At 70.8% G+C, this 13,852-nt stretch carries 12 protein-coding genes; all 12 read right to left on the reverse strand.

Features of this window, described 5'->3' with window-relative positions:
- Positions 1-3: 3 nt before the first annotated feature.
- Positions 4-1,368: an aldehyde dehydrogenase family protein gene (locus tag P6281_RS18065; protein WP_233042105.1), complete on the reverse strand. Its 1,365-nt coding sequence runs from the start codon at positions 1,366-1,368 to the stop codon at positions 4-6.
- Between the two features lies 1 nt (position 1,369).
- Positions 1,370-2,167, reverse strand: coding sequence for a gamma-glutamyl-gamma-aminobutyrate hydrolase family protein (locus P6281_RS18070; protein ID WP_324738463.1), 798 nt, complete (start codon positions 2,165-2,167; stop codon positions 1,370-1,372).
- On the reverse strand, positions 2,148-3,533 hold the full coding sequence (locus tag P6281_RS18075; protein ID WP_324738464.1) for a glutamine synthetase family protein: 1,386 nt from the start codon (positions 3,531-3,533) through the stop codon (positions 2,148-2,150). The genes P6281_RS18070 and P6281_RS18075 overlap by 20 nt, the downstream gene beginning before the upstream one ends.
- 20 nt (positions 3,534-3,553) lie before the next feature.
- The gene (locus P6281_RS18080) at positions 3,554-4,105 is read right to left on the reverse strand and encodes an alpha/beta hydrolase (protein WP_008258770.1); all 552 of its coding nucleotides are present in this window, start codon (positions 4,103-4,105) and stop codon (positions 3,554-3,556) included.
- A 153-nt stretch (positions 4,106-4,258) separates the two neighbouring features.
- Positions 4,259-5,779: a cobyric acid synthase gene (locus P6281_RS18085; RefSeq protein ID WP_324738465.1), complete on the reverse strand. Its 1,521-nt coding sequence runs from the start codon at positions 5,777-5,779 to the stop codon at positions 4,259-4,261.
- A gap of 25 nt (positions 5,780-5,804) precedes the next feature.
- Positions 5,805-6,662: a type I methionyl aminopeptidase gene (gene map, locus P6281_RS18090; protein ID WP_014712069.1), complete on the reverse strand. Its 858-nt coding sequence runs from the start codon at positions 6,660-6,662 to the stop codon at positions 5,805-5,807.
- A 31-nt stretch (positions 6,663-6,693) separates the two neighbouring features.
- The gene (locus P6281_RS18095; RefSeq protein WP_008258773.1) at positions 6,694-7,278 is read right to left on the reverse strand and encodes a DUF1707 SHOCT-like domain-containing protein; all 585 of its coding nucleotides are present in this window, start codon (positions 7,276-7,278) and stop codon (positions 6,694-6,696) included.
- 51 nt (positions 7,279-7,329) lie between these two features.
- Positions 7,330-9,144, reverse strand: coding sequence for a penicillin-binding transpeptidase domain-containing protein (locus tag P6281_RS18100; RefSeq protein WP_008258774.1), 1,815 nt, complete (start codon positions 9,142-9,144; stop codon positions 7,330-7,332).
- Positions 9,145-9,310: 166 nt separating this feature from the next.
- Entirely contained in the window at positions 9,311-10,165 is an 855-nt protein-coding gene (locus P6281_RS18105) for a GNAT family N-acetyltransferase (RefSeq protein ID WP_009952679.1), read from the reverse strand.
- A 49-nt stretch (positions 10,166-10,214) separates the two neighbouring features.
- Complete coding sequence (gene ispG / locus P6281_RS18110; RefSeq protein WP_202288289.1) at positions 10,215-11,381, reverse strand: flavodoxin-dependent (E)-4-hydroxy-3-methylbut-2-enyl-diphosphate synthase; 1,167 nt, start codon at positions 11,379-11,381, stop codon at positions 10,215-10,217.
- A gap of 8 nt (positions 11,382-11,389) precedes the next feature.
- Positions 11,390-12,613 (reverse strand): M50 family metallopeptidase, encoded by a 1,224-nt coding sequence (locus P6281_RS18115; protein WP_008258786.1) that lies wholly within the window; start codon positions 12,611-12,613, stop codon positions 11,390-11,392.
- Positions 12,614-12,632: 19 nt separating this feature from the next.
- Positions 12,633-13,844, reverse strand: a complete 1,212-nt coding sequence (dxr, locus tag P6281_RS18120) for a 1-deoxy-D-xylulose-5-phosphate reductoisomerase (RefSeq protein ID WP_020823213.1) — start codon at positions 13,842-13,844, stop codon at positions 12,633-12,635.
- Positions 13,845-13,852 lie beyond the last annotated feature (8 nt).

Raw genomic sequence — 13,852 nt, forward strand, 5'->3', positions numbered from 1 at the left:
CGCCTAATCCTCTCCGATCGCGATGAAAACGTTCTTGGTCTCGGTGAATCCCAGCGGCGCGTCCGGGCCCAGCTCGCGGCCCAGGCCCGACTGCTTGAAACCGCCGAACGGGGTGTTGTACCGCACCGACGAGTGCGAATTCACCGACAGGTTCCCGGCTTCCACCGCGCGGGACACCCGCAGGGCGCGGGACAGGTCGTTCGTCCAGATCGATCCGGACAGGCCGTAGGCGGTGTCGTTGGCCAGCGTGACGGCGTCCTGCTCGTCGTCGAAGGCCAGCACCGTGACCACCGGGCCGAAGATCTCTTCGGTGACGGTGCGATCGGTGCGCCGCGGGGTGAGAACCGTTGGCGGGAACCAGAATCCGCGCCCGCTCGGCGCGGTGCCGCGAAACGCGACGGGGGCGCCGTCGGGCACGTAGGACGCCACCCTGGCGCGGTGCGCGGCCGACACCAGCGGGCCCATTTCGGTGCCCCGGGACGCGGGGTCCCCGACGACGACACCTTTGACGGCGGGTTCGAGCAGCTCCATGAAGCGGTCGTAGACGCTGCGCTGCACCAGGATCCGGCTGCGGGCGCAGCAGTCCTGCCCGGCGTTGTCGAACACCCCGGCCGGCGCGGTCGCGGCCGCCCGCTCCAGATCACAGTCGGCGAACACGATGTTGGCGCTCTTGCCGCCCAGCTCCAGGGTCACCCGCTTGACGCGGGCCGCCGCCCCGGCCAGCACCCTTTTGCCGACCTCGGTGGAGCCGGTGAACACGATCTTGGCGATGTCGGGGTGCGTGACGAACCGCTCCCCCACCACCGGGCCCGGTCCCGGCAGCACCTGGAGCAGGTCTGGGTCCAGGCCGGCGTCGGCCGCCAGCTCACCGAGGCGGATCGTGGTCAGCGGCGTCGCCTCGGCGGGCTTGACCAGTACGGCGTTACCCGCCGCCAGCGCCGGCGCGAACCCCCAGCAGGCGATGGGCATCGGGAAGTTCCACGGGGCGATCACACCGACCACGCCCAGCGGTTCGTTGAACGTGACGTCCAGCCCGCCGGACACCGGAATTTGCTTGCCGGACAACCGTTCCGGGCTGGCGGAGTAGTAGGTCAGCACGTCGCGGACGTGGCCGGCCTCCCACTCGGCCGACCCGATGGGATGACCCGAGTTCGCGACCTCGAGGGCCGCGAGCTCGTCGAGATGGGCGTCGACGACGGCGGCGAAAGCCCGTAGGCCGGAGGCTCGTTCGGCCGGGGACAGCCGCGCCCACCGCCGCTGCGCCGCCCGCGCGCGGCCCACCGCGTCGTCGACGGCCGCCGCGTCGGCGTGCTCGACCGTGCGCAGCACCTCCTCGGTCGCCGGGTTGATCAGTTGCGTCGCGCCCACGTCAGCGCCCCGCATACGCCCGGGCAGCGTCCACGATCGCGGCGAACAACCGCAGATCCTCCAGGGACTGCTCCGGATGCCATTGCACGCCAAGCACAAACCGGTCCCCGGGGAGCTCCAGCGCCTCGACGACGCCGTCGGGATCGGTCGCGCTGACCACCAGCCCGTCCCCGACCCGGTCGATGGCCTGGTGGTGATAGCACGGCGCGTCGACGGTCTCCCCCACCAGCGCGGCCGCCCGGGTGCCGGCGACGGTGCGCACCGGCACCCGGGTGAACACCCCGTCGCCGGCGCGGTGCCCGCAGTGCCCGAGCACGTCGGGCAGGTGCTGGTGCAGCGTGCCGCCGAGTGCGACGTTGAGCACCTGTGCGCCGCGGCAGATCCCGAGCACCGGCAGCCCCCGGTCCAGCGCGGCGCGCAACAGCGCGAACTCCCAGGCGTCGCGGTCGGTGCGGGGTTCGTCGGTCGTGGGATGCGATTGCTGGCCGTAGCTGGCGGGGTCGAGGTCGTAACCGCCGGTGATCACCAGCGCGTGCACGCCGTCGAGCACCGCGCCGACGACCTCGGCGTCCGCCGGTTGCGGGGGCAGCAGGACGGCGATCCCGCCGGCCTGGATGACGCCCTCGAAGTAGTCGGTCGGCAGGTATCCGGCGGGGATGTCCCAGATCCCGGTCTGCACCCGCTCGAGGTACGTGGTCAGGCCCACGACCGGGCGCACGGACTTGCGTGGCGATCGCAAGCGCGGCGCAGCCGGGCGCAGCGGGTCGCCACTATCCAGCTCAGAGCCGTTCAAAACCACGCGTCCTTTCCCAGTCGGTGACCGCGGCGTTGAACGCCGCCAGTTCCACGCGGGCGTTGTTCAGGTAGTGGGCGACCACGTCGTCGCCGAACACCTCGCGCGCGAGCGCCGAGCGCTCGAAGGCCGAGGCCGCCTCGGCCAGGGTGGCGGGCAGCCGCTCGACCCCGGGGGCGTGATAGGCGTTCCCCGCGTAGGGCTCCGGTGGCTCGAGGCCCCGTTCGACACCGTACAGCCCGCCGGCGACGATCGCCGCCACCGCCAGATACGGGTTGACGTCGCCGCCGGGCACCCGGCACTCGACCCGGGTGTTGGGTCCGTGGCCGACCACCCGCAGCGCGCAGGTGCGGTTGTCCAGCCCCCAGGCCACCGCGGTGGGCGCGAAGCTGCCGTCGGCGAATCGCTTGTAGGAGTTGATGTTCGGCGCATAGAACACGGTGAATTCGCGCAGGGTTGCCAGCAGCCCGGCCACAAAGCTGCAGAACGTCGACGACATGCCGTGCGGACGGGCGGGGTCGGCGAACACCGCGCCGCCCCGCGGGTCGCGCAGTGAGAGGTGTATGTGACAGCTGTTGCCTTCTCGCTCATCGTATTTCGCCATGAACGTCAGGCTCTTGCCGTGCTGATCGGCGATCTCCTTGGCCCCGTTCTTGTAGATGACGTGGTTGTCGCAGGTGACGAGCGCCTCGGCGTAACGGAAACCGATCTCCTGCTGTCCCCTGTTGCATTCGCCTTTGACGGCCTCGAATTGCAGGCCCGCGCCGGTCATTCCGTTGCGGATGTCGCGCAGCAGCGGCTCCATGCGCGACGACGCCGCGATCGCGTAGTCGATGTTGTAGTCGCTGGCCGGGGTCAGGCCGCGGTATCCGCCGGCCCACGCCTGGCGATAGGTCTCGTCGAAGACCATGAATTCCAGCTCGGTCGCGGCGTCGGCGCTCCACCCGCGCCGGGCCAGCCGATCGAGCTGGCGGCGCAGGATGGCCCGCGGTGACACGGCGACCGGGCTGCCGTCGGCCCAGCCCACATCGGCGATTACCAGGGCCGTGCCGGGCAGCCAGGGAATGCGCCGCAGGGTGGACAGATCGGGCGTCAGCACGGTGTCGCCGTATCCGGTGTCCCAGCTCGACATCGCGTAGCCATCGACGGTGTTCATGTCGACATCGACCGCCAGCAGATAGTCGCAGCACTCGGCGCCCCGGGTGGCCACCTCGTCGACGAACAGTTGCGCGGCCACCCGCTTGCCGACCAGGCGTCCCTGCATGTCGGCGAACGCCACGATGACCGTGTCCACCGCGCCGGCGGCGACCAGCTGCCGCAGGGCACTCAGCGAGAGCATCGGGTCGGTCACGGCGTCATCGTCGGAGGCCATGACCGTTAGTCAACCAGGCGCTACCAGGTGCTGGTGCGCAAAATGATCTCGGCGGCCAGTTGCGCCGTCGACTCCTGCACGGTGCGCCGTCCCAGATGCACCACCCGGTAGTCGGCGTAGACGTACTGCTGGCTGGCCTGGGCCACCGACCGGGCGGCCGGCGAGCTGACCAACACGGTGGTGCCGATCTCCACCGGTGGGCAGTGCCCGTCGCGGATGGCGCCGTCGCGATCGCCGGCGCGCGGATGCCCGCGGTCGATCACCACCAGCCCGACGAACCGGCCCAGCCGGGTCGCCGTCAGTTCCCACGCGAGGTCGCCACCGGCGCGGTCGCCCATGACGACGGCCCAACCGATTCCCAGCGCGTCGAGAATGCCGATCACCGACTTGGGGGTCAGCCGCGGGTCGAAGCCGATCACGACCGTCCGCAGCGATGCGGTGTGCAGGCGCTCGCAGACCGCGTCATACGCGGCGGGGGCGCGTTCCTCGTCGCCCAATATGACGACGACGACGCCCGTCTCCGGTCCGGCCACAACGACCGGGACCGGGAACCCCTCCAGGGTGGTCATCATCGAGGACACCCAAGCACGCTACAGCCAAACGGCATGCGCGCGCGATGATTCTGCGGCATGTGATACAGGGACACAGTTTCCACCGGCACTCGATGACGGCCCGCCGGCCGCGTCGTCAACGGCGGCGTTCACATCGCGACTTCGGCGAATACCTTACGGGCGCAACAGACTTGCCAGATGCGGACGCGCCGGCGGCGGGCCGTGCAGCAGCCCGAGGACGGCGTCGACGTCGAGATGGGCGGCCAGCAGATCGGCGGCGAGATCGAGCTGGGCGTCGCGCCGCGCGGCGACGTTGGTGTCGTCGTCGACCACGAAGCCGCCCCGGCCCGCCGCGTCGGCGACCCGGGTGAGCCAGGCGCGCCGGAAGTCGTCGTTGTCGAGCACGCCGTGCCAATGCGTCCCAAAGATCGCGCCGCGCACCACACCTTGCGGTTGCGGATCGGTGCCGGCGTCGAACCAGGTTTGCTCGGCGCAGCGCGCGATCCGCCCGTGATGGATCTCGTATCCGCCCAAGGGACCGTCGATCCCACACCGCCAGCGGCGCAGGGCCTTGGCCGGATCGAAGGCGATGTCGGCGTCGAGCAATCCCAGCCCCGGCACCTCGCCGGCCCCGGACTCCACCGCGTCATCGATACGACGGCACAGCATCTGAAATCCCCCGCAGATCCCCAGCACCGGTTTGCCGGCCCGCGCGTGCGACACGATCGCCTCGGCCAGGCCGCGCTCGCGCAACCAGGACAGGTCGGCGACGGTGGCCTTGCTGCCCGGGACGACGATCAGGTCGGCGTCGGCCGCGCCGGCGGGGTCGGCGACCCAGCGCACCACCACGCCCGGTTCGCAGGCCAGCGCCTCGACGTCGGTGGAGTTGGAGATCCGGGGCAGCCGGACCGCGGCCACCCGCAGCCACTCGTCGCCGCGCGGCGGGGCGGGCGTGCCGATGACGCGGTGCGCGACCACGGACAGCGAGTCCTCGGCATCGAGCCACAGCTCCTCGGCGTACGGCAGCACCCCGTAGGTGGGCCGCCCCGTCATGGCCTGCAGCTGGCGCAATCCCGGCTCGAGCAGCGCGGGATCGCCCCGGAACTTGTTGACGATGAAACCGGAGATCAGCGCCTGGTCGTCGGGCTCGAGCACCGCGACGGTGCCGAACAGGTGCGCGAGCAGGCCGCCGCGGTCGATGTCGCCGACCAGGACCACCGGCAGGCCGGCGGCCCGGGCCAGCCCCATGTTGGCCAAATCGGTGGCACGCAGGTTGATTTCGGCGGGCGATCCGGCGCCCTCGCAGATGACCGCGTCGAATTCGTCTCGCAGGCATGCCAATTCGTCGAGCACGACGGAGGCGAGCCGATCGCGGTGTTGGACATAGCTTTTCGCGCTGACCGAGTCGGTGACCCGGCCCTTGATCACGAGCTGCGAGGTGCGGTCGCTGCCCGGCTTGAGCAGCACCGGATTGAACCGCACGCTGGGCTCCAGGCTGGCCGCGCGGGCCTGAATCGCCTGGGCGCGACCGATTTCGCCGCCTTCGACGGTGACCACGGAGTTGTTGGACATGTTCTGCGCCTTGAACGGGGCGACCCGGGTTCCGCGGCGGGCCAGCAACCGGCACAGGGCGGCCACCACCACCGATTTACCGGCGTCGGAGCTGGTGCCGGCGACCAGCAGCGCCCCGCTCACCCGTGCGCGGCGAGCAGTGGGGCCCTCATGGCAGCGTGAGGATTTCGACGCCGGTGTCGGTGACCAGCAGGGTGTGCTCGAACTGCGCGGTCCACTTGCGGTCCTTGGTGACCACCGTCCAGCCGTCGTCCCAGATCTCGTAGTCCAGGCCGCCGAGGTTGATCATCGGTTCGATGGTGAAAGTCATGCCCGGCTGCATGACGGTCGACACCGAGGGCTGGTCGTAGTGCAGGACGACCAGCCCGTTGTGGAACGTGGTGCCGATGCCGTGCCCGGTGAAGTCGCGAACGACGTTGTAGCCGAACCGGTTTGCGTACGACTCGATGACGCGGCCGACGACCGACAGGGCACGCCCTGGCTTGACGGCGTTGATGGCGCGCATCGTCGCCTCCCGGGTCCGCTCCACCAGCAGCCGGTGTTCTTCGGCGACGTCGCCGGCCAGGAAGGTGGCATTGGTGTCGCCGTGCACGCCGTCGATGTAGGCGGTGACGTCGATGTTGACGATGTCACCGTCCTCGATCACCGTCGAGTCGGGGATGCCGTGGCAGATGACCTCGTTGAGCGACGTGCAGCACGACTTCGGGAAGCCCTTGTAGCCCAGCGTCGAGGGATAGGCGCCGTGGTCGACCATGTATTCGTGGGCGATCCGGTCGAGTTCGTCGGTGGTGACCCCGGGCGCGACCGCCTTGCCCGCCTCCACCAATGCGCGCGCCGCGATCTGGCCGGCGACCCGCATCTTCTCGATCACCTCGGGCGTCTGCACCCACGGCTCGCTGCCCTCCTGGACCGTCGGCTTCCAGGCGTACTCGGGGCGCGGGACGCTGCCGGGCACCGGCAGAGTCGGGGACAACTCTCCGGGGGAAAGCGCGGTGCGAGCGGGCATGCGACCAGCTTAACCGGGGTCCCCCCGGCGATCAGACTCGCTGGCGGCGCAGCAGCGAGCGGCGCGGGCCCCGGATGATCACCGAACCGCACACCACCCGCCCGGTCAGCACGACGTGCGGCCTGCCCTCACCAGGCGGGTCTTTGCGGCGATCGCTGGCACTGCCCACGTAGACCTCGACGTCGTCGATCGACGCGCTGGCGCCGTCGGGCAATCGAATCTCGACGGAGCCGAACCGCATGTCCAGTTCGACGACCACCACCGGCCCGGCGAACCGGGCCTTGGTGAGGTCGAGTTCCACCGAGCCCAGCCGGCGCACCAGCGCCAGGCGGGTGGGCACCGTCCATTCGCCGTGCCGCTTCAGCGAGCCCGCCCAGCCGCGCAGTTCCACCCGGTCGGCCGCCGAGGTGACGATGGCGCCCGGTCCCGGCAGGTCGCCGACCAGATGGTCCAGCTCCCCGCGCGTGCGCGCGTAGGACACCTGCGAGGAGCGCTGCTCGAACTCGTCGATGTCGATCAGCCCGAGCGCGACCGCGTTGTGCAGTCGCCGCATCGTGCCGTTGCGGTCGGCGTCGGAGACGCGCAACGCCACCATGTCGCCGCCGGTATCGGTCATGCTCGCAATTTACCGCCGCCGCGGCCGAAGCGGACCGGGCCCGTAGGACTGCTAGGCCAGAAAGTCCGGCGGCAGTGACTCGAGCATCACCTTGGTCATCCGGACGGCGTACTCCGAGCTGCCACCCCCGACGATCAGCGCCGCGAACGCCAGATCGCCGCGGTAGCCGGCGAACCAGGAATGCGACCCGCCCGGGAACTCGGCCTCACCGGTCTTCCCGTACACCTCGCCGCAGCCGGCGATCTCCTTGGCGGTCCCGTTGGTCACCACCAGCCGCATCATGGGCCGCAGCGCGTCGATCATCTTCGGGCTGATCGGCGTGGCGTCGCCCTGCACGGCCGTCTGGCGGCCCGCGATCAGTTGCGGCACCGGCGTCTTGCCGGCCGCGACCGTCGCCGCCACCAGGGCCATGCCGAACGGACTGGCCAGCACCTTGCCCTGGCCGAAGCCGTCCTCGGTGCGCTCGGCGAGGTCGACCGTCGGCGGCACCGAGCCGGTCACCGTGGTGATGCCGTCGATCTGGTAATCCAGCCCGAGCCCGTAGCGGGACGCCGCCTGGGTCAGGCCGCGCGGGGGCATCTTGCTGCTGAGCTCGGCGAAGGTGGTGTTGCACGAACTGGCGAACGCCCGCGACATCGGCACCACCCCGAGGTCGAAGCCCCCGTAGTTGGGGACGGTGCGGTGCCCGATGTCGAGGCGGCCCGGGCAGCCCAGCATGGTGTTGGGCGTGGCCATGTCGCGTTCGACCGCCGCGCCGGCGGTGACCATCTTGAACGTCGACCCGGGCGGGAACAGCCCGGTGGTGGCCGGCAGGCCGTCGGCGTCGGCGCCCGCGTTCTGGGCGATCGCGAGGATCTCCCCGGTCGAGGGCTTGATCACCACGATCATCGCCTTGCCGCCGCGGGTGTCCACCGCATGCTGGGCGGCGTTCTGCACCGCGCGGTCCATCGTGAGCGACACCGAGGGGGCCGGTGATCCCTCGACCTCGTGCAGCACCTCGACCTCGACGCCGTTCTGGTTGACGCTCACCACCCGCCAGCCGGCCTCGCCGTCGAGCTGGTCCACCACCGCCTTCTTCACCGCGGCGACGACCGCGGGCGCGAAATGCGGGTCGGTGGGCAGCATTTCGGGCTGGGGCGTGACCACGATGCCGGGCAGCCGGCCGATCGCCGGGAACACCTTGTCGTTGTCGTCGGGGTGCAGCGTGACGCCGAGGTCGACCGGGTGGGGTGTCGAGCTGGCCTGCTCGGCGAGCAGCTGCGGGTCGTTGAGCGTGTCGTTGAACGGGTGCAGTACGTCGACCACCGCGTGCGCCGTACCGAACAGCGCGGGTCCGGCCTGGGTGGCGTCCAGCGTGTAGTGGTACACGTAGCCGGGCACCAGCACGTCGCTGCCGCCGAGTTCGTTCACCGAGGCGCGGCGCGGCCGATCCGCGCGCAGCGCGAACGTCTGGTGCTCGCCCAGTTTGGCGTGCAGAGCCGTGGTGGTCCAGCGCACCCGCCAGCGGCCCTCGTCGCGCGCCATCCTCAGCTGGCCGTCGTAGCTCCAGACGCGGTTCTTGGGCAGGTGCCAGGCGAAACGATAGCCGACCGTGCCGGTGTCCTCGGCGTACTTGGCGTTGAGGACCTGCGCGTCGAGGTGGGTCGCCTGCAGGCCGGACCAGGCGGCGTTGAGCGCTTCGCGCGCCTCGTTGGGGCTGTCGCTGAGCTGGGCGGCCGTCGCGGTGTCGCCGACGGCGAGGGCGCGGAAGAACTTCTCCGCGGCCGGGCCCGGGCCGTCGGGCCGGGGCGTGCACCCGGACAGCGCGATGACCGCGACGAGCAGCAGGCCTGAAACGGATGAGGCCGCTGTTGTTCTAGTTACCATCGGTGCTGATGTTATGAGCTGCGGCGTGAACTGCGGCGCCGCCACACCGAGACCGAACCGTTATGCGTGGTCGTGGCAGCTCGCCCCGACGCCGAGCGCCCGGGCAGTCGGGCGTTCGCCGGCCGGCGCCCGCCCAGCCGGGCGGCGGTCGCTGCCGGGTGCGCAACTAGTCGAGCAGCACCGTCGCGAAGGTGCCGATCTCGGCGAAGCCGACGCGGGCGTAGGCCGCGCGCGCCACCGCGTTGAAGTCGTTGACGTAGAGGCTGGCCGTCCGCCCGCTGCCGACGATCACCGCGGCGACCGTGGCGGTGCCGGCGGTGCCCAGGCCCAGGCCGCGCCACTCCGGGTGCACCCACACCCCCTGGATCTGGCCGACCCCCGGCGACTGCGAGCCCACCTCGGCCTTGAAGACGACCTGGCCGTGCTCGAACCGCGCCCAGGCGCGACCGGCCGAGATGAGGCTGGCCACCCGCCGCCGGTAGCCGCGACCGCCATCCCCGATCCGCGGGTCGACGCCCACCTCGCCGATGAACATGTCGACGGCCGCCACCAGGTAGGCGTCCAGCTCCTCGGGCCGGACCTGGCGCACCGCGGTGTCGATGTCGCAGCTCGGGTGGGTGGACAACGCCAGCAGCGGCTGGCGGTCGCGCACGTCGCGGGCCGGCCCCCACGCCCCCTCGAGCCGCTCCCACATCGGCATCACCAGGTCGGCCCTGCCGACCAGCGACGAGCAGCGCCGCGTGCCGCGCATGGCCTCGTCGGCGAACGCGCTCAGGTCGGCCGGGGCGCCGCGCAGCGGGATCAGGTTGGCGCCGGCGAAGCACAGCGATTGCTCGGCGCCGCGCAGCGTCCACAGTTCCCCGCCGATGGAATTGGGGTCGATGCCGTGGTCGGCCACCCGGGCCGCGACCATGCACGAGGCGACGGGATCGTCCTCGAGAACCCGCCAGACCGCGGCCGCATCACGCACCACGGACACCCGACGCTCGCCGACCAGGCGGAAAAGGGGCGGAGCCGACATGTGGCGAACTCTCTGTGGTGCGATCTCAGGGCCAGGGCGCTGGCGTTTATCAGCTTACGGTCACAACCGGCGAACCGCTCGATGTTGTGTCCGGTCCGTGATCGCCGCCCATCTCGGCGGCGATGCGCATCGCTTCCTCGATCAAGGTCTCGACGATCTGCGCCTCGGGCACGGTCTTGATCACCTCGCCGCGAACGAAGATCTGCCCCTTGCCATTTCCCGATGCGACGCCGAGGTCGGCCTCGCGGGCCTCGCCCGGACCGTTGACCACGCAGCCCATCACGGCGACGCGCAGCGGGACGTCGAGGCCGTCGAGGCCCGCCGAGACGGCGTTGGCCAGGGTGTAGACGTCGACCTGCGCGCGGCCGCACGACGGGCAGGACACGATCTCGAGCCCGCGCGGGCGCAGGTTCAGCGACTCGAGGATCTGGATGCCGACCTTGACCTCTTCGACCGGCGGCGCCGACAGCGACACCCGGATGGTGTCGCCGATCCCGCGCGACAGCAGCGCGCCGAAGGCGACCGCGGACTTGATGGTGCCCTGGAACGCGGGGCCGGCCTCGGTGACGCCGAGGTGCAGCGGATAGTCGCACCGCTCGGCCAGTTGCTCGTACGCGGCGACCATCACCACCGGGTCGTTGTGCTTGACGCTGATCTTGATGTCGCCGAAGCCGTGTTCCTCGAACAGCGAGGCCTCCCAGAGCGCGGACTCGACCAGCGCCTCGGGGGTGGCCTTGCCGTACTTCTGCAGGAACCGCTTGTCCAGCGAGCCCGCGTTGACCCCGATGCGGATCGGGATGCCGGCGGCGCCGGCGGCCTTGGCGACCTCGCCGACGCGGCCGTCGAATTCCTTGATGTTGCCCGGGTTCACCCGCACCGCGGCGCATCCCGCGTCGATCGCGGCGAAGATGTACTTCGGCTGGAAGTGGATGTCGGCGATCACCGGGATCTGGCTGTGCCGGGCGATCTCGGCCAGCGCGTCGGCGTCCTCCTGACGCGGGCAGGCCACGCGGACGATGTCACAGCCGGCCGCGGTCAGCTCGGCGATCTGCTGCAGCGTGGTGTTGACGTCGTGGGTCTTGGTGGTGCACATCGACTGCACCGAGATCGGGTGGTCGCTGCCGACCCCGACGTCGCGCACCATCAATTGGCGCGTTTTGCGCCGGGGTGCGAGCGTGGGCGCCGGGGCGTCCGGCATGCCCAGGCCAACGGACATGAGTTCTCCTACTGAAACAGCCTGATCGGGTTGACCAGATCGGCGGTCACGGTCAGCAGCATGTAGCCGACCACGAACACCAGCACGACGTACGTCGCCGGCATGAGCTTGAGGTAGTTCACCGGCGCGGCCGCGACCATGCCCCGGGCCGAGCGGATCAGGTTGCGGACCTTTTCGAACATCGCGATCCCGATGTGCCCGCCGTCGAAGGGCAGCAGCGGCACCAGGTTGATCGCGCCCAGGATGAGGTTCAGCTGGGCCAGGAAGAACCAGAACGCCACCCACAGTCCGTGGTCGACGGTGTCGCCGCCGATGATGCTGGCTCCGACCACGCTCATCGGCGTCTGCGGGTCGCGCTGGCCGCCGCCGATGGCGTGCACCAGCGCACCGACCTTGGTGGGAATCGTCACGAGCGCCTTGCCCACCTCGACGGTCAGGTCCCCGGCGAACGCAAGACTGCCCGGGATCGCCGAGAGCACCCCGTAGTGCGTCGGGCCGGTCCGGACGGCGCCGACGCCGATGGCGCCGACCGTCGAGGCTTGCGGTTGAGCGCCCTGCCCGTCGGGCCCGGTGGTCAGGTAGCGCTGCGTGGGCGTGACGTTGACATACGTGGTGATGGCGGTGCCGTCCCGCTCGGCGACGATCGGGGTGTTGCCGTGCACCTTGCGGATGGCCGCGGCCATCTCCTCGAAGGTCGACACCGGGGTGTCGCCCACCTTGACGATGACGTCGCCGGGGCGGATTCCGGCGAGTGCCGCCGGCCCGGGCCCGGTGCAGTCCGCGATCTTGCCGGGCGCCACTTCCGGTGCCACACAAGCGGTTTCGCCGACCACCGCCTTGGTGGGCGGGTGCAGGTCGGGCAGGCCCCACACCAGCGCGATGCCGTAGAGCAGCACCAGGCAGATGACGAAGTTCGCGGCGGGCCCGGCGAACAGCACCGCGACGCGCTTCCAGACCGCCTGCTTGAACATGGCGCGGTCGGTCTCGTCGGGCGCCAGCTCCTCCACCGAGGTCATGCCGGCGATGTCGCAGAATCCGCCCAGCGGCACGGCCTTGAGGCCGTACTCGGTCTCGCCGCGGCGGGTCGACCACAGCGTGGGGCCGAAGCCGACGAAGTAGCGCCGCACCTTCATGCCGGTGGCGCGCGCAACCCACATATGGCCGCACTCGTGCAGGGCCACCGAGATCAGGATGGCCAGTGCGAACAGCACAATGCCGATGACGAACATCATTAGGCTGCGAGGACCTTTCTCACACCGCTCCGGAGGCTTTGACCGATAAGTTGGCGGGCTGCGCCTGTGCGACGACACGCTGGGCCCGCTCCCGTGCCCAGCGCTGCGCGTCGAGTACCTCATCCACGTTAGCGGGTGAGACGGCCCATTGGTCGGCGGCGTGCAGCACGTCGGCGATGGTTTTGACGATGGCACCGAACCCGATGCGGCCCGCCAGGAACGCCTGCGCCGCCTCCTCGTTGGCGGCGTTGTAGACCGCGGTCATGCAGCCGCCGGTCTGCCCGGCGTGCCGGGCCAACTCGACGGCGGGGAAGACGTCGTTGTCCAGGGGCTCGAATTCCCAGCTAGACGCCGTGCTGAAGTCGCAGGAGGCGGCCGCGCCGGGCACCCGGCGCGGCCAGCCGAGGGCCAGCGCGATCGGCAGCCTCATGTCCGGCGGGCTGGCCTGGGCGAGGGTCGAGCCGTCGACGAAGGTGACCATCGAATGAACAATCGACTGGGGGTGCACGACCACCTCGATGCGGTCATAGGGAAGGCCGAACAGCAGGTGGGTCTCGATGAGCTCGAGCCCCTTGTTGACCAGCGAGGCCGAGTTCAGCGTGTTCATCGGGCCCATCGACCACGTCGGGTGGGCGCCGGCCTGCTCGGGGGTGACGTCCTCGAGCTGGGCGGCGGTCCAGCCGCGGAACGGGCCGCCGGACGCGGTCAGCACCAGCTTGGCGACTTCGTCGGGAGTCCCGCCGCGCAGGCACTGGGCCAGCGCGGAATGTTCGGAGTCGACCGGCACGATCTGGCCGGGCTTGGCGGCCTTGAGCACCAGCGGACCGCCGGCGATCAGCGATTCCTTGTTGGCCAGCGCCAGCCGGGCGCCCGACTCCAGCGCGGCCAGGGTGGGCCGCAGGCCCAGCGCCCCCACCAGCGCGTTGAGGACGACGTCGGCCTCGGTCTCCTGGACCAGCCGGGTGACGGCCTCGGGCCCGGCAAAGGGGATGTCGCCGGCCCGCCGCGCCGCCGCTTCGTCGGCGACCGCGATGTTGGTCACACCGGTGGCGGCGCGCTGGTGCAGCAGCGTGTCCAGGTTCGCCCCACCCGCGGCCAGGCCGACCACTTCGAAGCGGTCCGGATTGGCCGCGATGACGTCCAGCGCCTGGGTGCCGATGGAGCCGGTGCTGCCCAGCACCAGCACGCGCACGCGGCCCGGGGTTTGCCCGTCGGTCGTCGGGTTGGTCACCCATTCAT

The sequence above is a fragment of the Mycobacterium sp. 5-140-3-2 genome (genome assembly GCF_035666375.1).
Taxonomy (GTDB): Bacteria; Actinomycetota; Actinomycetes; order Mycobacteriales; family Mycobacteriaceae; genus Mycobacterium; species Mycobacterium intracellulare.

Excerpts from the sequence above, each read along its gene's own strand:
- P6281_RS18075 (WP_324738464.1), bottom strand. The coding sequence starts at position 3,533 with ATGGCCTCCGACGATGACGCCGTGACCGACCCGATGCTCTCGCTGAGT.
- P6281_RS18080 (WP_008258770.1), bottom strand. The coding sequence starts at position 4,105 with ATGATGACCACCCTGGAGGGGTTCCCGGTCCCGGTCGTTGTGGCCGGA.
- map (WP_014712069.1), bottom strand. The coding sequence starts at position 6,662 with ATGCCCGCTCGCACCGCGCTTTCCCCCGGAGAGTTGTCCCCGACTCTG.
- P6281_RS18095 (WP_008258773.1), bottom strand. The coding sequence starts at position 7,278 with ATGACCGATACCGGCGGCGACATGGTGGCGTTGCGCGTCTCCGACGCC.
- P6281_RS18100 (WP_008258774.1), bottom strand. The coding sequence starts at position 9,144 with ATGGTAACTAGAACAACAGCGGCCTCATCCGTTTCAGGCCTGCTGCTC.
- P6281_RS18105 (WP_009952679.1), bottom strand. The coding sequence starts at position 10,165 with ATGTCGGCTCCGCCCCTTTTCCGCCTGGTCGGCGAGCGTCGGGTGTCC.
- ispG (WP_202288289.1), bottom strand. The coding sequence starts at position 11,381 with ATGTCCGTTGGCCTGGGCATGCCGGACGCCCCGGCGCCCACGCTCGCA.
- P6281_RS18115 (WP_008258786.1), bottom strand. The coding sequence starts at position 12,613 with ATGATGTTCGTCATCGGCATTGTGCTGTTCGCACTGGCCATCCTGATC.